General features: G+C 72.5%; 26 protein-coding genes and 1 tRNA gene. 12 read left to right on the top strand and 15 right to left on the bottom strand.

The window, feature by feature from the left end; all coding sequences use genetic code 11:
• Positions 1-134: 134 nt before the first annotated feature.
• Positions 135-1,568 (top strand): glycosyl hydrolase, encoded by a 1,434-nt coding sequence (locus OG933_RS27965; protein WP_405629375.1) that lies wholly within the window; start codon positions 135-137, stop codon positions 1,566-1,568.
• Between the two features lie 28 nt (positions 1,569-1,596).
• Here the strand turns inward: OG933_RS27965 and OG933_RS27970 are convergent, their stop codons facing one another.
• From OG933_RS27970 to OG933_RS28010, 9 genes are read right to left on the bottom strand one after another with little or no spacing between them, the layout of a single operon-like run.
• Positions 1,597-2,712: a GNAT family N-acetyltransferase gene (locus OG933_RS27970; protein ID WP_362525405.1), complete on the bottom strand. Its 1,116-nt coding sequence runs from the start codon at positions 2,710-2,712 to the stop codon at positions 1,597-1,599.
• A complete protein-coding gene (locus OG933_RS27975) occupies positions 2,709-3,359 on the bottom strand; it encodes a lipopolysaccharide biosynthesis protein (RefSeq protein ID WP_362525403.1) in 651 nt (216 codons plus the stop codon). The genes OG933_RS27970 and OG933_RS27975 overlap by 4 nt, the downstream gene beginning before the upstream one ends.
• Positions 3,356-4,519: a glycosyltransferase gene (locus OG933_RS27980; RefSeq protein ID WP_362525401.1), complete on the bottom strand. Its 1,164-nt coding sequence runs from the start codon at positions 4,517-4,519 to the stop codon at positions 3,356-3,358. The genes OG933_RS27975 and OG933_RS27980 overlap by 4 nt, the downstream gene beginning before the upstream one ends.
• Positions 4,516-5,256 carry a polysaccharide deacetylase family protein gene (locus tag OG933_RS27985; protein WP_362264304.1) on the bottom strand — a complete coding sequence of 247 codons (741 nt, stop codon included), beginning with the start codon at positions 5,254-5,256 and terminating at the stop codon, positions 4,516-4,518. Before OG933_RS27985 ends, OG933_RS27980 begins: the two co-directional genes overlap by 4 nt.
• The gene (murJ, locus tag OG933_RS27990; protein ID WP_405629378.1) at positions 5,243-6,979 is read right to left on the bottom strand and encodes a murein biosynthesis integral membrane protein MurJ; all 1,737 of its coding nucleotides are present in this window, start codon (positions 6,977-6,979) and stop codon (positions 5,243-5,245) included. The genes OG933_RS27985 and murJ overlap by 14 nt, the downstream gene beginning before the upstream one ends.
• Complete coding sequence (locus OG933_RS27995) at positions 6,976-8,286, bottom strand: O-antigen ligase family protein (protein ID WP_362525397.1); 1,311 nt, start codon at positions 8,284-8,286, stop codon at positions 6,976-6,978. The genes murJ and OG933_RS27995 overlap by 4 nt, the downstream gene beginning before the upstream one ends.
• A gap of 7 nt (positions 8,287-8,293) precedes the next feature.
• The gene (locus OG933_RS28000) at positions 8,294-9,709 is read right to left on the bottom strand and encodes an exopolysaccharide biosynthesis polyprenyl glycosylphosphotransferase (RefSeq protein ID WP_362525395.1); all 1,416 of its coding nucleotides are present in this window, start codon (positions 9,707-9,709) and stop codon (positions 8,294-8,296) included.
• Positions 9,706-10,881 (bottom strand): glycosyltransferase, encoded by a 1,176-nt coding sequence (locus tag OG933_RS28005; RefSeq protein WP_405629380.1) that lies wholly within the window; start codon positions 10,879-10,881, stop codon positions 9,706-9,708. Before OG933_RS28005 ends, OG933_RS28000 begins: the two co-directional genes overlap by 4 nt.
• Positions 10,882-10,930: 49 nt before the next feature.
• Positions 10,931-12,043, bottom strand: coding sequence for a DUF3344 domain-containing protein (locus OG933_RS28010; RefSeq protein WP_362525389.1), 1,113 nt, complete (start codon positions 12,041-12,043; stop codon positions 10,931-10,933).
• Positions 12,044-12,280: 237 nt separating this feature from the next.
• On the opposite strand from OG933_RS28010, the gene chpG reads away from it, so the two are divergent.
• The 8 genes from chpG (at position 12,281) to OG933_RS28050 (ending at position 17,719) form a co-directional block, all read left to right on the top strand.
• Positions 12,281-12,520: a chaplin ChpG gene (chpG, locus tag OG933_RS28015; RefSeq protein ID WP_020132935.1), complete on the top strand. Its 240-nt coding sequence runs from the start codon at positions 12,281-12,283 to the stop codon at positions 12,518-12,520.
• A gap of 286 nt (positions 12,521-12,806) precedes the next feature.
• Complete coding sequence (locus tag OG933_RS28020; protein WP_405629381.1) at positions 12,807-13,709, top strand: hypothetical protein; 903 nt, start codon at positions 12,807-12,809, stop codon at positions 13,707-13,709.
• Positions 13,710-13,884: 175 nt separating this feature from the next.
• Positions 13,885-14,172 (top strand): hypothetical protein, encoded by a 288-nt coding sequence (locus tag OG933_RS28025; protein ID WP_020132936.1) that lies wholly within the window; start codon positions 13,885-13,887, stop codon positions 14,170-14,172.
• A 169-nt stretch (positions 14,173-14,341) separates the two neighbouring features.
• The gene (locus OG933_RS28030; RefSeq protein ID WP_405629383.1) at positions 14,342-14,842 is read left to right on the top strand and encodes a DUF5949 family protein; all 501 of its coding nucleotides are present in this window, start codon (positions 14,342-14,344) and stop codon (positions 14,840-14,842) included.
• A complete protein-coding gene (locus tag OG933_RS28035) occupies positions 14,842-15,438 on the top strand; it encodes a vitamin K epoxide reductase family protein (protein ID WP_362525380.1) in 597 nt (198 codons plus the stop codon). Before OG933_RS28030 ends, OG933_RS28035 begins: the two co-directional genes overlap by 1 nt.
• Positions 15,439-15,592: 154 nt before the next feature.
• On the top strand, positions 15,593-16,114 hold the full coding sequence (locus OG933_RS28040; protein WP_362525378.1) for a hypothetical protein: 522 nt from the start codon (positions 15,593-15,595) through the stop codon (positions 16,112-16,114).
• Positions 16,115-16,386: 272 nt separating this feature from the next.
• On the top strand, positions 16,387-16,869 hold the full coding sequence (locus OG933_RS28045) for a tyrosinase family oxidase copper chaperone (RefSeq protein WP_405629385.1): 483 nt from the start codon (positions 16,387-16,389) through the stop codon (positions 16,867-16,869).
• Positions 16,853-17,719, top strand: a complete 867-nt coding sequence (locus tag OG933_RS28050) for a tyrosinase family protein (protein ID WP_405629387.1) — start codon at positions 16,853-16,855, stop codon at positions 17,717-17,719. Before OG933_RS28045 ends, OG933_RS28050 begins: the two co-directional genes overlap by 17 nt.
• A gap of 138 nt (positions 17,720-17,857) precedes the next feature.
• Here OG933_RS28050 and OG933_RS28055 read toward each other — a convergent pair whose 3' ends face one another.
• From OG933_RS28055 to OG933_RS28070, 4 genes are all read right to left on the bottom strand, one after another.
• Positions 17,858-18,181, bottom strand: a complete 324-nt coding sequence (locus OG933_RS28055; protein WP_054240058.1) for a chaplin — start codon at positions 18,179-18,181, stop codon at positions 17,858-17,860.
• Between the two features lie 140 nt (positions 18,182-18,321).
• Positions 18,322-18,600 (bottom strand): phosphopantetheine-binding protein, encoded by a 279-nt coding sequence (locus OG933_RS28060; protein ID WP_362525369.1) that lies wholly within the window; start codon positions 18,598-18,600, stop codon positions 18,322-18,324.
• Entirely contained in the window at positions 18,597-19,724 is a 1,128-nt protein-coding gene (locus OG933_RS28065) for an HAD-IIIC family phosphatase (protein WP_405629389.1), read from the bottom strand. Before OG933_RS28065 ends, OG933_RS28060 begins: the two co-directional genes overlap by 4 nt.
• The gene (locus OG933_RS28070; protein ID WP_405629391.1) at positions 19,721-21,592 is read right to left on the bottom strand and encodes a GNAT family N-acetyltransferase; all 1,872 of its coding nucleotides are present in this window, start codon (positions 21,590-21,592) and stop codon (positions 19,721-19,723) included. Before OG933_RS28070 ends, OG933_RS28065 begins: the two co-directional genes overlap by 4 nt.
• A gap of 493 nt (positions 21,593-22,085) precedes the next feature.
• Here OG933_RS28070 and OG933_RS28075 point away from each other — a divergent pair, with 493 nt between their 5' ends.
• On the top strand, positions 22,086-22,466 hold the full coding sequence (locus OG933_RS28075) for an S-adenosylmethionine decarboxylase family protein (RefSeq protein ID WP_020132946.1): 381 nt from the start codon (positions 22,086-22,088) through the stop codon (positions 22,464-22,466).
• A gap of 133 nt (positions 22,467-22,599) precedes the next feature.
• On the opposite strand, the gene OG933_RS28080 is transcribed toward OG933_RS28075, so the two are convergent.
• Positions 22,600-23,316 (bottom strand): alpha/beta fold hydrolase, encoded by a 717-nt coding sequence (locus OG933_RS28080; RefSeq protein ID WP_405629392.1) that lies wholly within the window; start codon positions 23,314-23,316, stop codon positions 22,600-22,602.
• A gap of 77 nt (positions 23,317-23,393) precedes the next feature.
• On the opposite strand from OG933_RS28080, the gene OG933_RS28085 reads away from it, so the two are divergent.
• Together OG933_RS28085 and OG933_RS28090 are read left to right on the top strand one after the other, a co-directional pair.
• Positions 23,394-24,218 (top strand): 4'-phosphopantetheinyl transferase family protein, encoded by an 825-nt coding sequence (locus OG933_RS28085; RefSeq protein ID WP_405629394.1) that lies wholly within the window; start codon positions 23,394-23,396, stop codon positions 24,216-24,218.
• Between the two features lie 293 nt (positions 24,219-24,511).
• Positions 24,512-24,790, top strand: coding sequence for a hypothetical protein (locus tag OG933_RS28090; protein WP_405629396.1), 279 nt, complete (start codon positions 24,512-24,514; stop codon positions 24,788-24,790).
• A gap of 254 nt (positions 24,791-25,044) precedes the next feature.
• Here the strand turns inward: OG933_RS28090 and OG933_RS28095 are convergent.
• Positions 25,045-25,117, bottom strand: a tRNA-Arg gene (locus tag OG933_RS28095).
• Positions 25,118-25,224 lie beyond the last annotated feature (107 nt).

A 25,224-nucleotide genomic window follows, 5' to 3' on the forward strand; every position in this document is an offset into this window, starting at 1 on the left:
CCGGTATGGGCGATCGAGACACTCGAAAGCCGTAACGGCGGTGGCGTAATTCCTTTTCGTGTGACTTTCATATGACTGAGTGTCAGTAACGCGCGGTTCTTGCGCGTTACGTGAGAGCGGAGAAAGGAGCAGGCATGGCTCCACAGCAGCGTCGCGCGCGGTCCCGACGGCTGGCCGTCGTCGCGGCAGCGGTCGCGGCGTCGGCCGCCCTGGCGTCCGGACCTGGATTCGCCGCGGGCGCGGGGGTGGTGCGGGTCGCTGATCCTCCCGCTCCCACCCCGACCGTCCCGACGGCCGCGGCGACCCTCCCCGCACCCGCCGAGCCCGGCCCGGTCGTACCCGTCCCGGGCGCGACACCGGCGGCACCGGTGACCCCCGAGGTGCCGGTGACCCCCGAGGTGCCGGTGACCCCCGAGGTGCCGGTGATCCCCGAGACGCCGGTGATCCCCGAGACGCCGGTGATCCCCGAGACGCCGGTGGCTCCGGCGGAGACCGTCACGCCGTCCGCCCCGGCCGTCCCGCCCGCGAAGAGCGCCCCCGCCTTCGGCGCCTACCTCGACTACGGCGCCCGGGGCGTGGCCCGGATGGCCCAGCTCAGCGAGTGGCTGGACGGCGCGGAGCTGCGCGTCGGCCACACCTACCTGCCGGGCGACCTGTGGCACAACATCGAAGGTCCGCCCGGCTTCCTCGACGTGTGGGCGGACTGGAGGCTGGAGAAGGACGACCGCATGCTCGTCCTCAACGTGCCCATGATGGAGCGCAACGAGGAGGGGGTGTCCGACGAGGAGGTGCGCGGGCTCCTGCGGCAGGGTGCGGCCGGGGAGTTCGATCACCACTTCAGGGCTCTCGCCGAGCGGCTGGTCGCGCTGAAGGTGCCGGACACGGTGATCGTGCTCGGCTGGGAGATGAACGGCATCACGTACACCCATCGGTGCGGGCCGGACCCGGAGGCCTGGAAGAAGTACTGGAACAGGATCGTCTCCACCATGCGCTCGGTGCCGGGCCAGAAATTCAGGTTCGACTTCACGCCGACCCGCGGCAAGGACGCCGTTCCGTGGACCGAGTGCTATCCGGGGGACGACACGGTCGACATCCTCGGAATGGACTCCTACGACCAGCCGACCGGCCTGTCCTTCGACGAGCAGGTGAAAGAACCCTACGGGCTCCAGGCGCACGTGGACTTCGCCAAAAGCCATGGCAAGCCCATTTCCTATCCCGAATGGGGACTCTTCCGCAACGGTGACAACGCCGAATACATGCGGCGCATGCTCGCCTGGATGGACGAGCACAAACCGCTGTACAACACGGTGACGGACTACTGCCCGCACGGTGTGTGGCAGTGCGGGCAGAACCCGCAGGCGTCCGCCGTCTACCGCTCGTTGATGTCCGGCCGCACCGACGAGCCGAGCACGCCACCGACGAGTCCGGCGCCCTCGACGGATCCCACGACCGAGCCTCCCGTGGAACCCACGGCGAACTGCACTCCGATGGACCTGGGCGACTGGGTCGAGTACTGGATCGGCGGCAAGCTGTGCTTCCGGCTGGACTGGTGGTCGGACGACGACTGAATCGCGGTGCGGTGGCGGCAGGCCCGCGTCAGGACCTGCCGCCACCGTCACGCTCCCTCCGCTGCTCCAGCCGGAGCAGCAACTCCTTGCCCCGCCGTCGCGCGGCCACGTCGCACACGACCGCCGACAGCAGCGGCGCGGTACGCCGGCGGGCCAGCAGCAGCCGCTGGTTGACGACCGGTTCGGGACGCCAGTGGTGCTTGTAGGGCTCGTTGCCGCGCAGCAGGCTGAGCGCGGCGCGGCCCCCGCTGCGGGAGTGCTCGGCACACGCGTCGAGCAGCATCACCGCCACGTCCGCCTTGCGTTCGCGCAGCCGGGGATGGGCGCCGTAGAGGTAGCCACCGGCCAGCCGTCGCGACAGCAGGGTCAGATCGACGGCCACCACGTCGTCGTCGAGCCGGAACTCGGTGACCACCGCGTCCCCGGAGCGCACCATCGGCCCGACCGAACGCACCAGGTGCTCGCAGAACCGTGCCCGCAGGTGCTCGCCCGTCACCTTCCGGCCCTGCCACTGCAACTGGTGCAGTTCCAGCAGTCGGCGCAGCGCCGAGTCGACCTCCTCCGGGCACACGACCTGACGCTCGACGCCCAGCGCGGTCAGCTTGCGCAGCTTGGCGCGCACCCGCTGGGCCTTCGCCGACGGCAGCCGCGCCACCAGCTCGTCCATGGGCACGGCGGGCAGCTCCAGGCACACCGAGTCGCTCACCCGCCGCCGGGGGCCGCGCCACCGCTCGTAGACCTGCTCCACCGCGCCGCCCGGCCGCACCTCGCGGAAGTCGATCAGCGCGGTGCGGGCGGCCGCCGCCAGGCCCTCGGTGAGCGCGGCGACGGCATGCTCGCCCTGTTCGTCGTCGACGAGGACGTCCCCGTAGTCGGAGATCGCCCCGCCGAGCGGCACGAGCGCCGGCAGCGGTCGGCGTACGGCCATCAGCGGCGCCACGGCGACGAGTTCGGCGCCGTCGCGGACCAGCAGCAGACGGAGCCGGCCGCGCCTGCCGTACGACAGCCACCACGAGTGGAGCCAGGCATGACTCTGGAACGGGGTGGCACTCGCGCACCGCTGGTACAGCCGGCCCCAGGCGGGGGCCAGGGCGGCGAAGGCCTGCTCGTCGGTGACGAGTTCGGTGGTGAACGTCGGCTTCACAGCGCTCCGTGGGCGTCGGCGGCGAAGGCCGGGCCGGGGACGGCGGCGGGGCGCGCGGCCTCGTCGTCCTCCCGGCCCCGCTTCGGCCGCACCAGCAGCAGCAGCCCGCCGAGCAGACCGCCCGCGCTCGCCCCCACCAGACCCGTCACCGCCGGCGACACCGAGGAGGGGCCGGTCGGCCGGACCGCGCGGGCGAACTGCTGGAGCTCGACGTTGGTGGCGGCCTTGGAACTCTTGGCGTGCTGGGTCAGCGAGCGGGAGACCGCGTTGGCCATGTCGGCGGCCAGGTCGGCCCGCGAGGAGGTCGCCGTGATCGAGACCATCGGCGCGTCCGGCGAGGTCGCCGTCTGCACGCTCTGCTGGAGCGTCTTCACCGGCACGCCGGCCCACACCTGTGCGTCCCCGAGCACCGCCAGCTGCGCGGCGACCCGGCCGTAGGCCTGCGCGAAGCCGAGCGCGGACGCCGGGTCGGACTTCTCGGTGGGGACGGCGACGACATAGGCGGTGGCCGTGTACGCGGGCGGCTTGAGGACGCCGTACGTGCCGCCGAGCAGCCCGCCGGCGACAGCGCCGACCGCGAGCAGGGACCAGGGCGGGAGCGCCTTGGCGCGGCGCAGGGCGGCGGGGCGGCGGGGGTTCTCGGTCATGGGGAACTGACTCCCTGGGGTGTCGGGGTGGCGGGGGAGAGCAGGGGCGGTCCGGAAACGGTGGCCGCGTACACGTCCATGAGCTGGGCGGCACTGCGGGTGATGTCGTAGTGGCGGGCGGCTTCGGAGGCGGTGCGCGGGCCGGGGGGCTGCGCGCGTGCCTCGGTCAGCGCGCGGACGAACGCCTCGGTGCCGCCGGTCACCCGGCGGGCGCCCCTCGCGCGGGCGGGCAGCTGCTCGATCGCGGGGCAGGAGGCGTAGAGCACGGGCAGGCCGCAGGCCAGCGCCTCGACGACGGCCAGACCGAAGGTCTCCTCGGGGGAGGGGGAGACGAACAGGTCCATGGCGCAGGTGAGGGAGGGCAGGTCGGGGCCGGGGGTGCCGTCGGGGACGCAGGGGCGTTCGCCGGTGAACAGGACCCGGTCGGCGACCCCCGCCTCGTGCGCGGTGCGGCGCAGCACGTTCTCCTCGGGACCGCCGCCGACCAGCAACAGCCAGTGGTCGGCGGGGAGCCGGGCGAGGGCGTGGATGAGGACGTCGAAGCGTTTGCCCGCCGTGAGCCGTCCGACGCCGCCGACGACATAGGCGTGGTCGGGCAGGCCGAGGCGGCGCCGGGTGTGCCGGCGGGCGTCCGGGTCGAAGCGGAAGCGGGCCAGGTCGATGCCGTTGGGGACGACCTCGATCCGGGGGGCGGGAACCCCCCAGCCGCGCAGACGGTCGGCGACCGTGGGGGAGACGGCGACCGTGGTGCGGCCCAGCCGCTCGCTGGCCAGGTAGAGCGCGCGGACCCCGGAGGTCAGTTTCCGCCCCTCCATCTGCGAGTCGCCCAGGGAGTGTTCGGTGGCGACGACCGCGCGGACCCCGGCGAGCCGCGCGGCCAGCCGGCCGTACACGCAGGCACGGTAGAGGTGGGTGTGGACGAGGTCGTAGCCGCCGGAGCGGATGATCCGGACCAGGCGGGGCAGCGCGGCCAGGTCGCGGTTGCCGGCCATGCCGAGGTGGACGACCCGGACCCCGTCGCTCGCCAGCCCGTCGGCCACCGTCCCCGGGTTCGTCAGCGTCACCACCTCGCACTCGACCGGCAGGTGCCGCAGCAGCAGCCGCAGTTGCTGCTCGGCCCCGCCGACGCCGAGCCCCGTGATGATGTGCAGTGCCTTCACCGCAGCCCCTCGACGGGCTGCCGGCGCAACCGGTGCAGCCGGTACTTCAAGTGCATGCGGAGGAAGTTGTCGCTCTGCCCGATGTGCAGGCGGGGAAGGGCGTGGAGCCCGTTCAGCGAGCCGGGGTCGATCGCGCAGGCGTAGCCGTAACCGGCTTCGCGCACGGCGTCCATGGCGCGCTGGTCGATCGTCCCGTACGGGTAGCAGAAGCCGTCGACCTCGGTGCCGAGCAACGCGGTGAGGGCCGCGCGGCTCTCGACGGTCTCCGCCTTGAGGGTGAGGTCGTCGGCCTTGGTCAGATCGACGTGGGTGAGGCCGTGCGAGCCGATCTCGACGCCCTCGTAGGCCGCGCGGCAGATGCCGTCGGCGGTCAGCAGCGGCTTGCGCGGGCCCAGCGGGTCCCAGGCGTTGTCGCCGCCGAGCCGGCCGGGCAGCACGAACAGGGTGGCCGTGCAGCGGTGGCGGCGCAGCACGGGCAGCGCCTCGGTGAGGAAGTCGGCGTACCCGTCGTCGAAGGTGAGGCCGACCAGGTTGCGGCCCTCGCCCCGGGCGCGGGCGGCGAGCAGTTTCGCCATGGAGACGCCGCGCAGCCCGCGCCGGCGCAGCCACATCAGCTGCTTCTCCAGCCGCTCGGGGGTGACGGTGATGCGGTACGGATCCTCGGAGCAGTCCCCCACGGAGTGGTACATCGCCACCCACGGGACGGGAGTGCGTCTGCTGTTGTCAGGAGCGGACATGGGAGAACCTTCGGGTCGCGGAACGTACGGAACGGAGTGCGGAGGCGATGCCCTGGGAGCCCAGGGCACGGCCGAGCAGCAGGAAGACGACGGTCACGGTGAGCCCCCCGGCGGCCAGGCCGGACAGGGGGTCGGTGAACCGCCCGGCGGCGAAGGACCCCGCCAGGGTGGCCACCAGGGCCGCCCGCACCGGGCGGCTCAGTTCGCGCAGCACGCCCCGGACCTCGACCGGAACGCTGCGCGGACCCATCCCGGCCAGCAGGACGAGGGCGGTGACGGTGATGCCGATCGCGTTGGCGGCGGCGATCCCGTACACGCCCCAGGTGCCGACGCTGAGCGCGCCGATCCAGGACGTCACGACGATCCCGCAGGCCATCGCGCCGACCGGGTACCAGGAGCCTCGGCCGGCCGAGAAGTACGAGCGGACCAGCACGCCCACCAGGGTCTGGCCGAGCAGACCGAGCGCGTATACCCGCATCACGCCCGCCGTCGCCGCCGTGTCCTTCGCGGTGAACGCGCCCCGCTGGAAGAGGACCTCGATGATCTGCGGCGAGCAGGCCAGCACGGCGGCCGTGCCCAGCAGCACGACACACGCGGCCAGCGCCAGATCCCGCTCCACCCGGGAGCGGGCCCGCTCGGTGTCCCCCTCGGCCAGCGCCCGCGCGACCACCGGGAAGGTGACCGTGCACACCATCACCGACAGGATCATCGGCATCTGCGCGACCTTCTGCGCGTAGTTCAGGTGCGAGATCGCCCCGGCCGGCAGCTGCGAGGCGAGGAAGCGCTCGATGAGGACCTGGGACTGCCGGCACAGGGCGAACAGGAGCACGGTCGTGAGGAGCAGGGTGTCGAGGGGCCGGGCCTCCTCCTGCGCGGAGGCCTCCTCGGCCGGCCCGCGCTTCCTCAGCCGACGCAGCAGGGAGGGCAGCTGGACGAGGACCATCAGCAGCCCGCCGACCGCGACCCCGGCCGCCGCCGAGCGCACCCCCCAACGCCCGCCGAGCACGAACATCCCGGTGATGATGCCGACGTTGTAGGCGACGTAGATCGCCGCGGGAGCTCCGTACCGCCGGTGCGCGCGCAGGGCGGCGCTGCAGTACCCGGCGAGCCCGAAGCTCACCACGCAGGTGGCGGTGAGCCGGGTGCAGTCGACGGCGAGCGCGGGATCGGGCAGGCCCGGGGCGAGGACCTCGACCAACTGCGGTGCCAGACCGATGAACAGGGCGCCCACCGCGACGAAGGCCAGCGACAGGCGGGGCAGCGTGCCGGCCACCAGGGCGCGGACCGGGTCGCCGGGGGCGCCCTGGGAGCGGCGGGCCAGCGCCATGCTGAACGCCGGGATCAGGGCGAACGCGAGCCCGTCCTCGATGAGCAGCGTGGCCGCGAACTCGGGCACGGTCCACGCCACGAGGAAGGCGTCGGTGTCGCTGCCCGCCCCGAACAGCCGGGCCAGCGCCTGGTCCCGCACCAGCCCGAGCAGGGCCCCGGCGACCGAGAGGACGGCGGTGACGAGCGTGGCCTTGGCGAGGAACCGACGGGAGGCCGGGGGGAGTTCGCCGCCCTCCTGCCCGCCGCTCTCCAGCCTGTCGCCCTCCTTCTCGTCGGCCGCCGCCGCCGCGTCGGCGGCCGCGTCGGCCGTCTCCCCGGACCGGGCGGCGGACCGCGCCGACGGCACGGAGGCGGGACCGCCCGTGCGAGGCGTCCGGGGAGGGGTGACCGTCATCGGGCGAGCGCCTCCTCGCGGCCGCCGGCGCCGACCAGCGCCCACCAGGCCACGGCCCCGAAGACGACGGCGGTCAGCACGGTCGAGGGACCGCCGATGTCGGCGTACGTGAAGTCCACGAGCTGCCAGATCAGCAGGCCGCAGGCGACGAGCGCACAGTCGAGGCCGGGTCCGGAGCGCCGGACCCGGAACCATCCGCGCAGCCCGCAGGCCAGCATCGCCAGCCAGCCGCCCGCGAGGGCGAGCAGCCCGATCAGGCCCTGCTCGCTGAGGACCAACAGGTACATGTTGTGCGGGGAGAGCAGCGGCTGCTTGACGAACCCGCCGCCCGCCCCGTCGGTGTCGCTGCCCGAGGACAGCGCGAGCGAGGCGTGGCCGTCGCGGTGCTCGGGGAAGCCCTTCATCCCGACGCCGGTCAGCGGCTGGTCGCGCCACATGCCGACCGCGGCCGCCCACATCGTGTACCGGTCGGTCACCGACTGGTCGGGCGCGTCCCTGACCTGCGTGATGCTGTTGACGCGCTCCTGGAGCATCGCCGAGCCGACCCCGAAGCCGCCCACCAGGATCACCCCGGCCGCGGCCGTCACCGCGCCCACCTTCAGCGCCCGCCGCGGCCCGGCGAGCGCCAGCTGGATCGCGCAGGTCAGCACGGTCGCGATCCACGCGCCCCGGCTGAAGGAGAGCGCGAGCGGCACCAGCAGCGCGAGCGCCGAGCAGGCGGCGATCACCCGCTGCCGTACCGGGGTCCGGCCGAGTGCCAGCCCGACGGCACAGATCAGGCCGAACGCCACGACGGTCGCCATGCCCATCACGTCCTGCGGCCCGAAGGTGCCGACCGCCCGGATGTTCTCGCCCTGGTAGGAGGCGCCGGTCCCGGTGACGAACTGGTGGACGCCGACCGCCCCCTGCCACCCCGCGAGCCCGACGAACGACCAGGCCAGCACCCGGAAGTCGGCCCGGTCGCGGACGAGGAGAACGACGGCCGCCGGGACGAGCACGAAGATCTGGAGGTAGCGGCCCAGACCGGAGAGCCCCGCCCCCGGCGAGGACGCGCCCATCGCGGCGAGCGCGAGCCCGACCACCGGCAGTCCGAGCACCAGGGCGGCCCTACGGGACAGCGGGCGCCGCCGCTGCCGCAGCAGCCGGACCGCGCAGAACAGCACGACCAGCGCGGACAGCGCGTCGGCCGGTCCGGCGCCGCCTTCGCCGCCGGGGCCGATCGGCAGGCCGAGCAGGGCGACCACGGCGACCACGGGCAGGACCGGTGACAGCGTCCGGGCGCGGGGCAGGGGCAGGGCGAGGGTCATCGGCGATTCAGCTCCCGGTCGGTCGCACGAGGGCGGCCGCGGTGCGCAGCAGGATGCAGATGTCCTGCCACAGCGACCAGTTGTCGATGTACGCGTTGTCGAAGCGGGCCCGGTCCTCGATCGAGGTGTCGCCGCGCAGCCCCTGGACCTGGGCGAGGCCGGTGATACCGGTCTGCATCCGGTGGCGGGCCGCGTAGCCGGGGTAGGTCTGGCTGAACTGACCGACGAAGTAGGGGCGTTCGGGGCGCGGGCCGACCAGGCTCATGTCGCCGCACAGGACGTTCCACAGCTGGAGCAGCTCGTCCAGCGAGGTCTGGCGCAGGAAGCGGCAGAAGCGGCTCATCTCCCGCTCGCCGGCCACGCTCCACCGGGTCGCGGCCTCGTGCTCGTCGACCGGGCGGTGGGTGCGGAACTTCAGCAGCGTGAAGGGCCGGCCGTCCTTGCCGATGCGCTCCTGCCGGAAGACGACCCCGGGCCCGTCGGTCAGCCGCAGCACCAGCGCGCACACCGCCAGTAGCGGGCTCAGCAGCAGGAGCAGCGCCCCGGAGACCGCGATGTCCAGCAGCCGCTTGCCGAGGCTGCCCCGGCGCCGGCCGCCCATGTCGAGACGCCGGCAGGAGAACCCGGCGAGCTGTTCGCGGCTCGCGTAGGAGGGGGCGTCGGCGTCGACCTCCCACACCGCGCAGCCCGACTCGGCGAGCGCCCGCAGCAGCGGGCCCTGCACGGTGCGTACGGCGGGGTGGACGCACAGCACGTCCCGGACGCCGTTCTGGATGAGGGCCCGCTGCACCTCCTGACCCGTGGTCAGCACGGGCAGTCCGTCGGCGCCGTCCGGCCGTTCGGCCACGATGCCCACCGGCTGGACCCCGGACCTGGGGTGCCGCAGCACGGCGGCGGCCACCCGCTGCGCGGTCGCGGCGGGGCCGATGACGAGCGCGGCGTGCGGACGGCGCAGCAGCGCCCGGCGGTGCCGCAGATGCACCAGCGCGCGGCCCGCGCAGCCGGCCGCGGCCTGCGCCGCGCACCCGAGGACCAGCGTGCGGACCGACAGCGCGTGGGCCGGGTTCCACGCCGCGACGAGCGTGCCCAGCGCCAGCCAGGCCACCGCGATCCGACCGCAGACGGTGGGCAGTTCGTCCAGTACCCCCACCACCGGACGTGGTCGCTGCGGGCGCAGCAATATGGTCGCCGCCACCAGCACGGCCACCAGCAGGGGGCGGCGCTGCGCCCCGGTCAGTGCCAGCGCGCCCACGAACGTGGCGAGGCCGTCGGTGAACAGCAGCGGCAGCGGCGACGCGGGGCGAGCCGGGGGCCGCCGGGTGGGGAACCGGAATCCCGCTCCGCTCTCCCGTCGCGGAATGACCGAGACGGGCGAGTACCCGGGCTGCGCGCCGGGAGAGGGGACGGTGCTTTCCGCAGTCACGAGTGGATGGACTCCCTGCACTCGGTGGGCGCGACGCGCGCCCCTTGGGTGGTCGTGAGCAGTTCGCGGTACACGCCCGCGACCGCCCCGGCCGTGCGCCGCACGTCGTGCGTGGTCAGGACGTGCCGGCGTCCCTGCTGGCCGAGCGACTCGCGCAGCAGCGGGTCGAGCAGCAGTCCGGCGACGGCACCGGCCAGCGCCGCCGGGTCTTCGGCGGGGACCAGACAGCGGGGCGCGAGCGCGGCCGGCAGGCTCTCCCGGGCGCCGTCCACGTCGGTCACCACCACGGGCCGCCCGCAGGCCAGCGCCTCCAGCGGGGCCAGTGCCATGCCCTCCCAGCGCGAGGGCAGCACGACCAGGTCGGCGGCCTGGTACCAGGGCACGGCATCGGCGACGGCCCCGGCGAACAGCACCGACTCCGGCGCACGCGGCCGGAGCCGCTCCCCGTCCGGGCCGTCGCCGACCAGGACCAGCCGGGCGCCGGGCACCTTCCGTGCGATGTGCTCCCACGCCGTCAGCAGGACGTCCTGCCCCTTCTGCCGGCACAGCCGCCCCACGCACACCACCAGAGGTGCGCCCGGGTCGAGTTCGGGCAGGAGCAGGGCCCGTACGGTGTCGACGGAGGCCGGGTGGAAGCGCTCGGGATCGATGCCGTTGGGGATGACGCTGACCTGCCCGCCGATCCGGGCGCGCAGGCCGGTGGTGCGTTCCGCCTCGCTCACACACACCAGCCGGTCCGCCCAACGGGCGCCGAACCGCTCCCACTTGAGTGCCAGGGCCGCGGTGGTCCCGCCCACCGCCTCGAAGGACCAGGCGTGCGGCTGGAACACGGTCGGGATCCGCCCGCGTACCGCGAGCCGCCCGGCCAGTCCGGCCTTCGCGCTGTGCGCGTGCACCAGGTCGGGGCGTACCTCGGCGAGCAGGCGTACGAGCCGTCGTACTTCACCGGGGAGCGAGGGACCCGGCGACCGGCTCGCCGCCCAGTGCCGCACGTCCGCGCCCAGGGACCGCAGGTCCCCGGCGAGCCGGCCGGCCGGGCAGGCCACGGTGACGTGCAGTCCGTCCGCGAGCTGGGCCCGCGTCAGATCCGTCACGACCCGGGCGACCCCGCCGTCCACGGGCTGGGTGAGATGCAGGACCCGGGGTCTGGCTTCGGGTTCTGGCTGGTGCATTGCGCGGTTTCCTCGCTCACGGTGGCGCTCGGGACGGGCGGGAACGCGCCTACTGCTTCTTCCGTGTGTCGACGGCGACGAAGAGCGCCCCGGCCCACGCCGCGTCCCGGTGGGAAACGAGCCGGACGGCCAGCTGGTCACCGCCGCGCCGCAAACCGTCGCTCAGATCGAACACGTCGGAGTCGTAGCCGAGGGTGTTGACGTACGCCGGTACACGCGCCGTCGGAGCCTCCCCCGGCTCGCTGATCGTGGAGTTCAACACATCGTCAGATGGGTTGACCGCGTCCGTGAGCGGGACGGCCGGTCGGCCACCGGTCGAGAACATGAGCGAATCACCCGTTCGGCCGCGGTCGCCGTCGTACGCGACGAGCCCCGCCCTGCCGCCCGCGCCCTGCGGGATGGCGAGCCCGCGCAGCCGGATCTCCTTGCCCGCGGGGGAGTCGAGGGTGTCGAAGCCGTCCCAGACGGACAGGTCGCGCAGCGGCTCCGTCGGGTTCTCGTACGCCACGACCAGCGTCCAGCCGCCCCACGCGCCGGCCGCCGAACGGCCCATGGCCACGTTGATCTGGGCGACCGTGTACAGGCCCTGACCGCTCGCGCGCACCAGCGCGGTGACGTCCGCGGAGGCCTGGAAGGCGTCGGCGCCCTGGGCCACCCGGTGGCCGACGACCGTGTCCGCGAGCACCGCCTTGTACTCCCCGCCGGGCTCGGCGATCAGCACCCGCCCGTTGTCCTTCGGCGGCTTCTGCTCGCCGACGCGCAGGTTGCCGCCCCAGTACAGCCGCGCGTACGACACCCGTGCGCCCTGCGGGAGTCGGACCTCGGCGCGGGAGGAGTTGTAGGTGTTCGGGTCGCGGTCCACGTCGACGTAGAACATGTCGAAGGCGTTGTTGACGGCCGCCCCGCCCCGGCGCACGGCGGGACAGGCGGGCGCCGCCTTGCCCGTGGGCGTGGTGGTGGTGCGGCAGCTGATGGCCGCGTTGGCCGCGCGGACGATCCCGCCGTGCTGAGTCGCGTGGTAGCGCTGTGTGAAGGCGAGTTGCTGTGCCTCCGCGGCGGGCGGCGCGCCGGCCGCCCGGGCGCCGCCGGGTGCCCAGAGGGCGGTGAGGGCGAGAACGCCGACTGTTGCGCGGCGTAGCAGCGGACCCAGGGAATTACGCATGACCGGCGGTGCCCTTTCGTGCGATTTGCTTGCTATAGGCGTGCGTCGGATGGGGCGCAACTCTAACTGCTGTCCGGATTAATCCGCAGAAACCGGACAAGTGTGTCGGAATGGTGAAGCCGAGGTCCGGTGACATCACTCGTTCGGCGGCACAACCCCCGCGAGTCCCGCGCGTTGACTTCAGCGCCGGGCATCCCCGCCCGGGTGTTTGTGTCAAAACCCAAGGAGCATCTCTCCATGTCGCGTATCGCGAAGGGCCTGGTCCTGACCTCCGTTGCCGCCGCGGCCGTCGCCGGCGCCTCCGGCATCGCCGCCGCCGACAGTGGCGCGAACGGCGTCGCCGAGCACTCCCCGGGCGTGCTGTCGGGCAACGTCGTCCAGGTTCCCGTGCACATCCCGGTCAACGTCTGTGGCAACACGATCAACGTGATCGGCCTGCTGAACCCGGCGTTCGGCAACACCTGCATCAACGACTGACGTCTCTCTTCTTCCTTTTCGAGGTCACGACACGTCGTTCGCCGAACGGCCGCCCTCCCGCCAGGAGGGCGGCCGTTCGCGTTGGCGAGGGGGTCGCCGACGGCCTTGCCCCGAATGGGGGGACACCGTCCCGACACGCTCGGTGAACCTTGACATGCCCTCTCACCAGGGGTGATGCGAGTGAGCTGGAAGAACGGCCGTCACGCAAAGCGATCGAGCTGTTGCGGAGGGCGACGGTCGTTTGCACGGTGGGGATGAGACCCGACGCAATCGAAAGGATTTCCCCATGCGTGGTCTGCCCGTACGGCGTATTGCTTCCACCGCACTTTGCGCCACCCTCGTCCTCGGCATCGCCGGACCCGCCGCGATGGCGGCCGATGGAGCCGCTGCCCGTGAGCGCAACGCCGCGGCGTCGAATACGCCCGTCGCCGGCACCGACGCGCTGCTCGCCCAGGCCCAGGGCCTCGGCGAGCTCGGCACTGTCATCACCCCGGTAGCCAACCTCCTCAACACCGTCCTCAAGGCCGACGACGGCCAGCTCACCGCCGACCAGGCGACCGAGCTCGGCGACGCCGTCAAGGCCGCCGTCGCCAAGATCACGGCGACGACCCCGACGACCCCGGCCACTCCGGCGACTCCGGCCACCCCGGCGACTCCGGCCGACCCCGAGGCGGAGCCGGCCGACCCGGCCGCCGAGGTCCCGGCGAAGCCCGAGGTCCCGGCCGACCCGGCCGCCGAGGTCCCGGCCAAGCCCGAGGTCCCGGCCGATCCCGCTGCCGCGGTCCCGGCCAAGCCCGAGGTGCCCGCCGACCCGGTCGTCGTGCTGCCGGCCAAGCCCGCGGTGCCCGCGGACTCGGCTGTCGTGCTGCCGGCCAAGCCCGCGGTGCCCGCCGACGCGGCCGCCGCTCTGCCGGCCAAGCTGGTACTCAGCAAGGGTGGTGACGACGCCAAGGCGAAGGCCGCCGCCGACCCGGTGGCCGACGCCGTCGCCGCGCTGGACAAGGCGGTCGCCGCTCTTCTCGCGGCCGCGACGTCCCTCGACGTCAGCCAGGTCGCCCCGGCGGTGACCGGGGTGGTGTCCGGCCTGCTCGACCTGCTCAGCGCGACGCTGGCCGGCGCCGGTCTGACCCTGCCGACCCTGCCCGTCGAGGCACCGGCCGCGGCCGCGCCGGCGCTGCCCACCAGCTGACGGTCGCTCCCTGATTTCCGCACCCCGGCATTCCGCCGGGGTGCGGAAATTTTCTGTGTACACGGTTTCCGCTCTCGGCGGGGCTCGTTAGGCACGACGTCAGAATTTCCCTGGTGACTCGAGTAGCCGATTCGCCAAGTGGCCGAGTCGCCGGGTCGCCGAAGAAAGGAATCCGATGAAGTCCCTGAAGGCTGCCGCTGTCGTTGCCGGATCCATGGTCCTCGCCGGTGCCGCCGCGCCCGCGTTCGCGACCCCCGCCGACCTCACGCCCACCAGCCTCAACGGTGCCGTGGACACCCTCACCAGGGGGCCCATCAACCTGGAGGACGCGATGCCCGTCCAGCACCAGTCGGACGCGCTCGACACCGAGAACAAGGACTCCGTGCTCAGCACCGTCAAGGGCGCGACGGGCGCCCTCAACAACCACAACGCCCTCCTCGGCGGGCTGCCGCTGCAGGGCTGAGTCGCCTTTCCCGAGAGGGCCGGTCCCGTCACCGACGGGACCGGCCCTCGGCGCTGTTCGAGGCGGGTCGAGCGGCGCGTCCCTCGTTCGTGTGGAGCAACGGACCGGCGTCCTCCGGTCGGGTGAGAACAGGCCCGAACGCCCCCCTGCGCGTCGATAGGGTCGCGCGGTGACCTCAATCCCGAGCGCAACCCGCCCCTTCCGCGTGGCCGACCTTGGCACCCTCGTCGTGATGCCGTGGAGCGGCGAGGCTCCCGACGGCAGCGACATGCCCTACCTCCTTGCCTACTCCCTCGGTGACACCGCGGAAGGCCCCGAGGGGACCGCCGTCGCCGTCGCGCGTCTGCTCACCGACAACGGCATGCCCGTCGGCGGGGACGTCGTCGACGGCACCGAGCGGCCCGGCCTGCCGTTCACCCTGCTCGTCCAGTCCGGTGCGGCCGTCCTGAACATGCCGGGCCTCAACGCCCAGTGCCTCCCGCCGCGGGAGTGGCTCGCGGCCGTCGAGCAGCGCGGCTACGCCTACCTCGTCCTCACCACCCGCGCCTGGCCGGAGGCCGTGCCCGGCCGGGCCGTCACACCCGACCAACTGGCCGCGTTCGCGGGCGCCCACGAGACCCTGACGGCCGCCGCGCACATCGTCCTGCCCGCTCGCAGTCTGCGCGGCTGATGCGCCGGCCGCACCCGGCGCCCGCGGGCGGCGGCCGCGCGTACGCCCTGCTGCTCGTCCTCACCGGTGCGGCCGGGCTGCTGGCCGCCTGGGTCATCACCCTCGACAAGTTCAAGCTGCTGGAGGACCCCGGCTTCACCCCCGGGTGCAGCCTCAACCCGGTCGTCTCCTGCGGCAGCGTCATGACGAGCGACCAGGCCTCGGCGTTCGGGTTCCCCAATCCGATGCTGGGCCTGGTCGCCTACGGGATCGTCGTGTGCGTCGGCGTGAGCCTGCTGGCCGGTGCCGCCTTCCCGCGCTGGTACTGGCTGACCTTCACCGGCGGCTGCCTCTTCGGCGTCGGGTTCGTGTCCTGGTTGCAGTTCGAGTCCCTGTACCGGATCAACGCGTTGTGTCTGTGGTGCTGTCTGGCCTGGGTCGCCACGATCCTCATGTTCTGGTACGCCGTCGCGTTCGACGTGCGCCACGCGTTCCTGCCGGCCCCGGCCGGAGTGCGGAACTTCCTCGCCGAATTCACCTGGGTGCTGCCGCTGCTGCACATCGGGGTGATCGGCATGCTGATCCTGACCCGATGGTGGGATTTCTGGACGAGCTGACCATCACCCCGTCGTACCGATGTGCCCTTAGCTCTATATGGCATGAGCACCATTACGGCACTCGGGGGAATTGTGAACTGATGTCGTTTTCCGGCTCGTTACCCGGTACGGACGCAACGCCCCCCGAACCCCTCCGAAAGGGCCCGTACCCGAGATGAAGTCGACCACCCGAGGAACCCTCGCCGCAGTCATCACGTGTGTGGCGGCCGCAGCCGGTGCCGCCGCCTCCGTGACCCCCGCCGCCGCGATCGGCACGGTGCCCGTTCCCGTACCGCTCGACGGCGTCGAGAAGTCCCTCAACGTGGAACTGCCCACGATCGGCGGCGAGATCCCCCTGCCGACGCCCGGTGCGCCCGAGGGACCGCGTTTCGTCGAGGGCCGGCTCATCCCGGAGCGGGTCGTTCCGCAGCTGCCCGTCGCCGCGGGGCTGCCCGGTGCGGGGCTGCGCGCGCCCCTGCCGGAGGTCCTGGGGAGCGACTTCAACCACCTCGGCCTCGACGCCCCCGCCTCCGATCTGCGCACGCTGAGCCCGGGCCTGACCCTGGACGCTCCGCTGACCGCGCCCAACCCCGACCGTTTCGGCCTGCCGGACCTCCAGCTGCCCCGGGCGGGAGTGATCAGCCCGGTCCTCCAGGCGGTGCCCGGCGCGGACCTCGGTGTGGGCGAGGGTCTCTAGCCCCTTCGGCGGACGAACCGCATCGAACCACGGGCCCGGACGCCGTCGTCCGGGCCCGTCGCCGTGTCCGGATCCGCGCCCCCGGCGGATCGTTCGGGCGCCGGGCGGTGACCAGGAGGGCCGTCGGGCGGTTACTCCCATGGAAACGCTGCGGAAAGCCGCTGCAGAAACCCGCTATTCAGACCCGCTGCAGAAACCCGTTACAGAAACCCGCTACGGACAGCCGGACCGGATCAGCGAACCGGTCCGGTGCACCGGACGAGGAGCACACCATGGTCGTCAGCGTCGACGGAGTACCCGTGACCGCAGTGCCGGTGGTCACGGGCAGACCCGGCGCGGCGCGCGGCGCACGGCGACGGGACCTGCTGCGAGGGTTGCTCGGCGCCGCCGCGGCCCTCGCGATCGTCCCCGTCGTCACCGCCTCCCGGCCCTCGCGCCCGGTGGAGGCCGGCCCCACGGACTCCTTCGACGAGACCTACCGGGGCCGGCACATCCAGGGCGTCCGCGCCTCGACGGGAACCGCGGCCGCGGCGGAGGTCCGGTGGGACATCACGGTCGACGGCCGCCCCCTGCACCTCATGCGCCGCGCCGACGGCACCTGGCTGAGCATGGTCGACCACTACAGCTCGTACGCCACCCCGCTGGAGGCGGCCCGTGCCGCCGTGGACGGACTCGGCCCGGGGGAGCGGCTGCGCGCGGCGGATCCAGTACACCGACACCCGCACATGGGGGGAGACCATGGCCTACACCCGTAAGGACGTCAGCACACTCACCGGCGCCGAACGACGGCGCTTCGTGAAGGCGCTGCTGGAGATCAAACGGAAGGGCGAGTACGACGAGTTCGTCCGCATGCACATCGACTACTACGTGTCCGACGGCGACGGAGGCCTGCGGACGGCCCACATGGCGCCCTCGTTCCTGCCCTGGCACCGCAGGTTCCTGCTGGACCTCGAGCAGGCACTGCGCCGGGTCGACTCCTCGGTGACGGTGCCCTACTGGGACTGGACGCGCGACCGCACCGCGACCGCCGCGCCCTGGACCAAGGATCTCCTCGGCGGCAACGGACGGCGCTCCGACCACCAGGTGACGACCGGGCCGTTCGCCTACGCAACCGGCGACTGGACCATCAAGGAGAACGTGACCGACGGGGAGTTCCTCACCCGGGACCTGGGCCGCGCCGCCGGCCCGATCGACCTGCCCACCGGGAGCGACGTGGACCGCGCGCTCCAGGACCCCGTCTACGACACCGAGCCCTGGGACTCGACGGTCACCCGGGGCTTCCGCAACAAGCTGGAGGGCTGGGGCACCGGCTCGGGCAGCGCCGCCTGGCGCAACCACAACCGGGTGCACCGATGGGTCGGCGGGGTCATGCTCGGCGGCGCGTCGGTCAACGACCCCGTCTTCTGGCTGCACCACGCCTTCGTCGACCTGCTGTGGACCCGCTGGCAGAGCAGGCACCGCGAACACCGCTACCTGCCCGCCGAACCACCGGGGCCGACCAGCCGCCAGTACCGCCGGGTCGTCGCCCGGCAGCAGAAGCTGCCCCCGTGGGACGTGACCCCGGACCAGTTGGAGGACGCTTCCCGGATCTACCGGTACGCCTGAGCGGGTCGCGGTGAGCCCGTCGCGGTGAACCGCCCGCGGACAGGGGGAGAGCCCCGGCGCTCGAGGTGCCGGGGCTCTCCTGGTGGTACGTACGCGGGGTACGACCGGGGTGTACGTCCGGGACGTACGGGGTGAAGCTCAGCCGCCGTAGCCGCCGCCGTGCTTGTCGTCGTGCTTGTCACCGTGCTTGTCGTGGTGCTTGTCGCCACCCTTGTCGTGGTCGCTGACGTTGGCGCAGGTGTTGCCGAAGGCCGGGTTCAGCAGGCCGATGATGCTGATGCTGTTGCCGCAGACGTTGACCGGGATGTTGACCGGAACCTGGACGACGTTGCCCGACAGGACACCCGGCGAACCCACGGCCGCGCCCTGCGCACCCGCGTCCGCCATGGCCAGGCCGGCTCCGCTGACCACCACGGCGCTGGTGCCGAGGGCAACAGCGGCCACCTTCGCGATGCGAGACATCACGTTCTCCTTAGGGAATCGGTTCGTGCGGTGGCAGGGGGCGCCGCCGCACTCCCCGTTCAACGCCGACACCGTGAGCGGGTCACGGTGCGTTCGGACGGATCACCCTTTTTGAACAGGACGGTCGTACAGTCGGGTGGCTAGTGCGACTGGAGATGCGTCACGACGAAGTCGGTCAGGGTGGCGATCGACTGGAGGCTGTCCAGGCTCAGATCCAGCGCGGCCACGTCGACGCCGTAGCGCTTGTCGACCGTGCCCAGCAGGGTCACGCCGGCCAGCGAGGTGAGACCGATCTCCGGACCGAACAGATCGGTGTCGGCGGGGAGTTCCGCGACCACCGCCTCGTCCAGACGGGCCGCCTCCGCGATCAGCGAACGGAGCTCCCGTTCCACCGCGGCCCGCTCTTGGATGTCCGTCACGCTTCGGTGTCCTCTCGGTCGGATACGTGCAGCCACACGGGTGACCCGGGCAGGTCGCCCTGAAGTGTCCTGCCCAGGACCGCCGAATCCGCGGCGGCGGCAGGGGCGGTGGTGCTGGTGCTGGTGCTGGTGGCGGTGGCGTCCGTGCGGCGCAGGCCCGCCTGGCGGAGCAGGATGCGCATCTCCAGGTTGGCGTCCGTCGGGCGCAGGGTCACCCGGAACTCCTCGGCGCCGGCCTCGCGGGCCCGCTCCATCAGCCGGAACAGGAAGGCCGCCGCAGCGCCCCGGCCGGCCACCCGGCAGGAGAGCGCGAGCAGTGGGACGGACCAGGTGGCGGGGGCGCCGCCGTCGGCGCGCCGCGTGCGGTCGACGAGAGCGGCGCCGATGATGCCGTACTCGCCGAAACGGTCCGTCATGCGGGCGGTGTAGAGCTCATGTCCGTCCGAGGAGGCCAGCTCGCGCAGGCGGTCGGGGGTGAGCCCGGAGGAGTTCAGCCGGTGGGTCCGGGCGGCGAGCTCCAGCGCGCGCGGGATCTCGTCGGCCGTGGCCGCGCCGACGGTGAGGCGCATGTCGCACCAGCGCAGGAACTCCTCGCGCGAGCCCTCGAAGCGTTCGCCCTCGGCCCTGCGGGTCTCCTCCGTGCGGTAGCGGCGCACGCGTTCGCGGGACTCGGCGGTGACCTCCCGGCCCTCGAACGCGGCCAGCAGCGCGGGCACGTCCTCGGGCGCGAGGGTGCGCACGCCCGGCAGCAGGGCCTCGACCTCGGCGCGCTCGTAGGGGGAGTCGTCGACCAGGACCAGGGCCTCCACCGCGATGCCGAGGTCCTTCGCGATCCTGCGCAGCGACTCGCTCTTGTCCTGCCAGGACACCTGCGGGGCCAGGAAGCGCGCCCGCACCTGCGGCACGGCGTCCAGCCGGTCGAGCACCGAGGGCGCGCTGCGGCTCGCGATGCTGCTGAGCACACCGCGGGCCGCCAGGGCGTCGATCGCGGCGAGCGCCGCGGGGCGGGGCGTGGGCAGGTCGTCGGTGGCCGACTCGACGGCGATCTCGTCCCACAGGGTGCCGTCGAGATCCCACACGACGCACTTGACGCCGTCGGGATCGAAGCCGTCCGTGACGCTCATCGGGCGCTGTCTCCCTCCGGTTCGCCCTCGGGGAGGAACAGTTTCATCGACAGGCTGGTGGGGTCGAAGCCGAACTTGCGGTACACCGTGCGCATCGGGACGTTGCCCACGTGCACCCGGCCGACGACCTCGGTGATGCCGCCGGCCAGGCAGAACTCCAGGCCGGCGGTGAGGAGGAGCTCGGCGACGTCGCTGCGGTTGTCCACCGGGGACACCGCCAGGGAACGGAAGTTGGCGTAGCGGTCGCCGGTCATCGCGTTCTGGTTGATGCTCACCCAGCACCAGCCGACGGGCTCCTCGTCCGGGCCGTGGGCGACGATCATGCCCGCCTTCGACTTCTCCATGGCACGGCCGAGGCGGGACGCCCACCGCGCGGGGTCGTCGATGGCGTCCTCGCCGAAGGAGACACGGGCGATCTCGGCCTCGAACCTCCCGATGGCCGGCAGATCACGCTCGTCGGCCTGGCGAGTGACGTACGGCCGGGCCCGCTCGGCGAGGGCGGCGCGGTCCTGCTCGGCCGGCGGACGCCAGCCGTAGGTACGTCCGACGGGCGCGGCCGGCGCCGGAGCCGATGCCGATGCCGGAGGCGGTGCCGGAGTCGGCGTGGGGGCTGCCTGCTGGACGGGAGCTTGGACGGGGGTCTGGGCGGGGACCTGGGCGGGGACCTGGACCGGGGCCGGAGGCTGCTCGGCCGGGGGCTGCTCGGCCGGGGGCGCCGGATCCTCCGCCGGGACCAGGCGGCCGGGGCGGAAGGGGCCCTTGCCGCAGTTCGGGCAGCCCTCCTCACGCAGGGCGGCGACCGCGGTCCAGCGGGCGCCCGGCCCGACGCGGAGCCGGGCGTCGCACGCCACGCACGTGTACTCGCGCTGCCGGGTCCGCTTGTCGCCCGTGTACAGGGGACCGCTGAACTCGCCCGCGTGGGAGGGAGCCGTCGAGGTGGTGGTGAGCAGGTGCTGGAAGAAGCCGACACCGCCGAGGATGCCGCTGCCCTCGTACTCGTTGAAGTTGCGGACGAAACCGTTGGTGACCAGGCCCAGCCCCATGATCTCCCGCTGTACCTCCAGCATCTCGTCCGGGCTCTTGCCGCCGAACGAGAAGAAGACGCTGTGCGAGGGGCCGGGCCGCAGCCCCTCCACGGCGCGGGAGAGGAAGAGGCGGGCGCCTTCGGCGGTGTACGGCGGGTCCGTCATGGCCACGTCGTGCTGCTCGTGGAGCTCGGCGGGCAGCGGCAGGCGCAGGTCGTGCTGGACGGTCTCGACACGGGTGCCGAGACCGGCCGACACCTTCTGGATGTAGTCGAGGATCTCCGGGGAGATGTCCACGACGGTCACCCGCTCGACGATCGGAGCGCCGAGCACGTCGCCCACCACGGCGACGGCGAGGGACACCAGGTCGTCGTCGCCGATCAGCAGCAGGGAGCCGCCGGGCAGCGCGCCCGCCGTGAGGAGCGCGAGCACCCGGCGCACCTTGGTCTCGGCCGTGCAGTGCGACTGGTCGATCGCCATGTCCGCGGCGGGACCCGACTCCATGAGGGCACGCAGCCGCCGTACGGCTTCGTCCAGGACGTCGGGGATCACGAGCTCGCGCCCGTCACAGGTGGTGCACGTGGCGTCGAGGGTCAGGTCCATGCCGAGCTGGGCGACGAGGTCCAGACCGGCCTCGGTCAGCCGGGACGGACGCTGTGTGGTGACGAATCCCCGGCGGCGCAGTTCGTTCCCCAGGGCGGCCACGATCGGGACGGGCAGCCCGGTCGCGCGGCTGAGGTCCTTCGTGGACGCGGGCGCCAGACGGCGCAGCGCACGCAGGACGGACCGGACTCCGGGCGGGCCCTCCTGGAGCCGGACGGCTTCCGCAACTTCCGTGAGCACGGAATCCGCGGTGGTGCTCCGAGGGTGCCGACGCGCGTTCGTCACAATGCTGCTCCAGGCAAGCTGATTGATGGATTCCGGGACTATCGAGTATACGGGCTGGTACGCAGGCCTCCGGACCCGCTCGGACGGTCGGGAATCGGCGGGGAATCGATGCGGAATTCGAGTGGTATTAGGGTGGGGTTCTCGGGAATCCCGTGACGGTTGTGCATGTTCCGAATGGAATTCTGTTCGCTGCGCTGCCGTGACGTTCAAGGGAGAGATTGGAAAAGGGTTCCCGGAACGGGCGCGTTGGGTTTTCGGGTGAATTCTCCGGACCCCCTGCCCTCCCCTTGACGCGGTGCGCGCGCGAGCCCTGGAGCGCCCCGGATGCTACGCTAGGTACCATCGAGCGCCGCTTACCGGCCTCGCAACCTTCCCCTTTGGCCGCGCGGACCAGCGCAGATCTATGTGAAAGGAGACGGGGGCAGCGGTTCGTCACCCCCGGTTCCCCATGACCAACTCCGCCAACCTCGCCACCGAGGGTATAAACGTCGACGATCTGTGCTCTTATGCCGTCGATGTATGGGTGAGCGATCACAGCATCCTGACCGACGAGGAGCGCCTTCTCCAGGTGCTGCGCACGGCCGCCGAAAAGGGAAACGCAACGGTTCTCGGCGAGGCGTCGCACGTTTTCCCGAACGGTGCCGTCACCGCGATTCTCCTGCTTTCCGCATCGCACCTGAGCATTCACACCTGGCCCGAATTCAGCCTGGCCAACGTCGACCTGCTCGCCTATGGCCGACTCAACGGCGAGCGGATGATGCAGAGCGTGGAGGTCGGCCTTTCGCCGACGCGGATCAACGTGACGCGCATGCTGCGCGCGGTGCACTGACCTGCTTCGACGGGTCCGGCGGCTTCGGCGGCTTCGACGGGTTCGACGAGTTCGACTCGTTCATCTGATCCGATCGGATCGACCGGCTCGACCGGTTCACCGAACTGCATTCCGGCCTGCTCGGCCGTAGGTCTCACAGCCACCCCGACAGCGACTCGACGAAAGCGTCGAACCGGTCCCGGTGGATCGCGTGCGGTGCGTCGGGCACCGTACGCACCTCGAAACCGCGCAGCACCAGTTCCGCCCGCATCTCCGCGCTGACGAGCATGCTCGGGTCCGAGGTCTGGACGAGAGAGGGCACCAGAGCCTTCTCCGGCGTGTGGTCGATGTGCCGGTGGGAGGAGAGCGCGAGCGCCGTTCTCTCGTCCCAGCGCTCGAGGGCCTGCTGCTCGGCCGCGGCCCGCTTCTCGAGTCGCTCGTCCGGTTCCCCGTTGCGCGGCGGGCGGGAGAGGGCGGCCAGAGCGCGGGACGAGCGCTTGAAGAGCGTGAAGAGGGCCGGATCCAGGGACCCGTGGGCCCCGGTGAGTTGCCAGGCCGGTTCCGAGTAGACGGCGCGGGCCGGTTGCAACTCCGCCACCGCGAGGGCCAGGGCCAGCGCGCCCAGCGAATGGCCCAGCGCCACTTCCGGGGCGTGCGGCAGCGTTTCGAGGAGATCCTCAGCGAAGAGCCGGGGCTCGTACTCCCCGCGCGCGCTGACGCCGTGCCCGCGCAGGTCCACGGCGAGGACGCGGTAGCCCCGTCCGGTCAGAACCGGGATCAGTTCGTGCCACGTGCGGTGGTCGGACATGATGCCGTGGACGAGGACGGCGACGCGCTCGCCCGTTCCCCACTCCTGTGTGTGCAGTCGCATGCGGCTGCCCCTCGTGTGGTGTGGTGTGAGCAGGAGTGTAGTGGCGCGGGCTGATCATCGAACCAGGACGAGGCGCTGTGACAGGACACCCGGTGCAGGTGTGGTGGGCCCGTCTGGAGGACGCCCGGACGGGCCTGCGGGCGCTCCTCGATCCCGTGGAACGTGTCCGGTACGAGTCGACCGTCGACCCCGCGGGCAGGGGACGGTTCCTCGTCGGCTGCGCCCTCAGTCGTCTGGTCCTCGGCGAACTGCTCGGGCTGCCCCCGGCGGACGTCCCCCTGCGCCGCGTGTGTCCACGCTGCGGCGGGCCACACGGCAAGGTCCACCTGGCACTACCGCCGGACGGCCCTGCGGCCACTCCTCCGGGCACCCCTGCGGCCACCCCTCCGGCCTACGACCACTCCGTCGCCTTCTCCGTCACCCACAGCGGTGCGCTCGTCGGGGTGGCTGTCTGCCGGGACGGTGAGGTGGGTCTCGACGTCGAGGAGTCCCACGCCGACATGGACGTCGACTCCGCCGCCCGCGTCGCCCTGTCCGACGCGGAACTCGCCGCGCTGTACGCCCGCCCGACAGCCGAACGGCAGCCCGCCTTCCTGCGCACCTGGACGCGCAAGGAAGCCGTGCTCAAGGCGCTTGGCGTGGGGCTGGGGGTGCCGCTGCGCGAGCTGGAGGTATCCGGCCCCGAACAACCACCGGCCGTCCTCGCCTGGCCCGCCCGACTCGCCACCCGGCCCCACATGACGAGCATGGCGGACATGGTCGTCGACGGCACGCATCCCGCAGCGGTGGCTGTGGCGGTCGCCGGGGCGGGGGCGGGGGATGGGGGTGGGCAAGGGGAGGCCGGCGGGGTGCGGGTCACCGTGCACGACGGCTCGGGGACCCTGGCCGCGTACGGCCGTTGACCACTCTGCATCCCGGGTGCAGTTGGGTGCCAACGGAACAGCTCTGGCACCGGGCAGGCCTCCAATGCCTCCTCCGGCCGGTCGGCCCGGCCCCACCAGTCATGCCGACCGGTACACCTCCACAGCGACCGGCAGGCCGCCCGTCGGCCGTCGTCCTCCCGCCTGGACAGTACGAGGCCACCAGATTCCATGGGCAGGCCGCGGTCAGGACGGGCAGGGGCGCCGCCCCGAGAGGCGCTGTCACAGGGCGCGGCTACGTTGCGCGCATGACTGATATGACTGACACAGCTGCCATGACTGACAGGGATCCGCTCGTGCCGGCGCTCACCGGGATGCTCGTCGATGTCGTGTGGTGGCTGGAGAGCTGCGGGGACGAGGAGGTGGATCCCGATTCCGCGGTGAAGATCATGGAGAGCGTCGGCGGGGAACTGCTGCGCCTGCCCTCCGGCCAACGCGAGCGGCTCTTGCGGGTGCTCGGGGACTTGGCCGAAGCGGAGCAAGACCCTGCGAGGCGCGACTTCCTGAAGGGATTTCCCTTCGCCATCGGCATGGTCGAGGACCAGGAGAGCTGAGGACGCGGCCGGCTGACCTGAAACGGTGCCTGGAGGCTGCCGGGGAGCTGCCCGAGCCGGCCTGCGGAGACCGAGGCTTCGCGCCAAGAATTTCGACACGTATTCGACAGGGCCCCCCGCGAAAACCCGGTGACAGCCGGACAGCCCCGGGCCCTCCCCTTGATCGTCGGGGGAGCGTCCAGGGGCTGTGTCGTGTCGCGCGAAACATGCTCCGAACAGCAAAAATGCCCTCCCAAAGGGAGGGCGGAGACTTGCGCCCCCGGCAGGACTCGAACCTGCGGCCAAGCGCTTAGAAGGCGCCTGCTCTATCCACTGAGCTACGGGGGCCGGGTGTGGTGGCCTCGTACGTGCTGCCCGGGTGTGGGCTGATCCGTGACGTTGCCGGGGACAAGGATAGGGCTCCCGGTTCCTTGTCCCGGTTGCTTCGCCTCCGT

Origin of the sequence: Streptomyces sp. NBC_00016 (genome assembly GCF_045040885.1) — a bacterium.
Classification (GTDB): Bacteria; Actinomycetota; Actinomycetes; order Streptomycetales; family Streptomycetaceae; genus Streptomyces; species Streptomyces coriariae.

Bases quoted from the DNA above. Each gene is read 5' to 3' on its own strand.
- OG933_RS27965 (WP_405629375.1), top strand. From the start codon at position 135: ATGGCTCCACAGCAGCGTCGCGCGCGGTCCCGACGGCTGGCCGTCGTC.
- OG933_RS27975 (WP_362525403.1), bottom strand. From the start codon at position 3,359: ATGACCGAGAACCCCCGCCGCCCCGCCGCCCTGCGCCGCGCCAAGGCG.
- OG933_RS27985 (WP_362264304.1), bottom strand. From the start codon at position 5,256: ATGTCCGCTCCTGACAACAGCAGACGCACTCCCGTCCCGTGGGTGGCG.
- murJ (WP_405629378.1), bottom strand. From the start codon at position 6,979: ATGACGGTCACCCCTCCCCGGACGCCTCGCACGGGCGGTCCCGCCTCC.
- OG933_RS27995 (WP_362525397.1), bottom strand. From the start codon at position 8,286: ATGACCCTCGCCCTGCCCCTGCCCCGCGCCCGGACGCTGTCACCGGTC.
- OG933_RS28005 (WP_405629380.1), bottom strand. From the start codon at position 10,881: ATGCACCAGCCAGAACCCGAAGCCAGACCCCGGGTCCTGCATCTCACC.
- OG933_RS28010 (WP_362525389.1), bottom strand. From the start codon at position 12,043: ATGCGTAATTCCCTGGGTCCGCTGCTACGCCGCGCAACAGTCGGCGTT.
- chpG (WP_020132935.1), top strand. From the start codon at position 12,281: ATGTCGCGTATCGCGAAGGGCCTGGTCCTGACCTCCGTTGCCGCCGCG.
- OG933_RS28020 (WP_405629381.1), top strand. From the start codon at position 12,807: ATGCGTGGTCTGCCCGTACGGCGTATTGCTTCCACCGCACTTTGCGCC.
- OG933_RS28025 (WP_020132936.1), top strand. From the start codon at position 13,885: ATGAAGTCCCTGAAGGCTGCCGCTGTCGTTGCCGGATCCATGGTCCTC.
- OG933_RS28035 (WP_362525380.1), top strand. From the start codon at position 14,842: ATGCGCCGGCCGCACCCGGCGCCCGCGGGCGGCGGCCGCGCGTACGCC.
- OG933_RS28040 (WP_362525378.1), top strand. From the start codon at position 15,593: ATGAAGTCGACCACCCGAGGAACCCTCGCCGCAGTCATCACGTGTGTG.
- OG933_RS28045 (WP_405629385.1), top strand. From the start codon at position 16,387: ATGGTCGTCAGCGTCGACGGAGTACCCGTGACCGCAGTGCCGGTGGTC.
- OG933_RS28050 (WP_405629387.1), top strand. From the start codon at position 16,853: ATGGCCTACACCCGTAAGGACGTCAGCACACTCACCGGCGCCGAACGA.
- OG933_RS28055 (WP_054240058.1), bottom strand. From the start codon at position 18,181: ATGTCTCGCATCGCGAAGGTGGCCGCTGTTGCCCTCGGCACCAGCGCC.
- OG933_RS28065 (WP_405629389.1), bottom strand. From the start codon at position 19,724: ATGAGCGTCACGGACGGCTTCGATCCCGACGGCGTCAAGTGCGTCGTG.
- OG933_RS28075 (WP_020132946.1), top strand. From the start codon at position 22,086: ATGACCAACTCCGCCAACCTCGCCACCGAGGGTATAAACGTCGACGAT.
- OG933_RS28080 (WP_405629392.1), bottom strand. From the start codon at position 23,316: ATGCGACTGCACACACAGGAGTGGGGAACGGGCGAGCGCGTCGCCGTC.
- OG933_RS28090 (WP_405629396.1), top strand. From the start codon at position 24,512: ATGACTGACAGGGATCCGCTCGTGCCGGCGCTCACCGGGATGCTCGTC.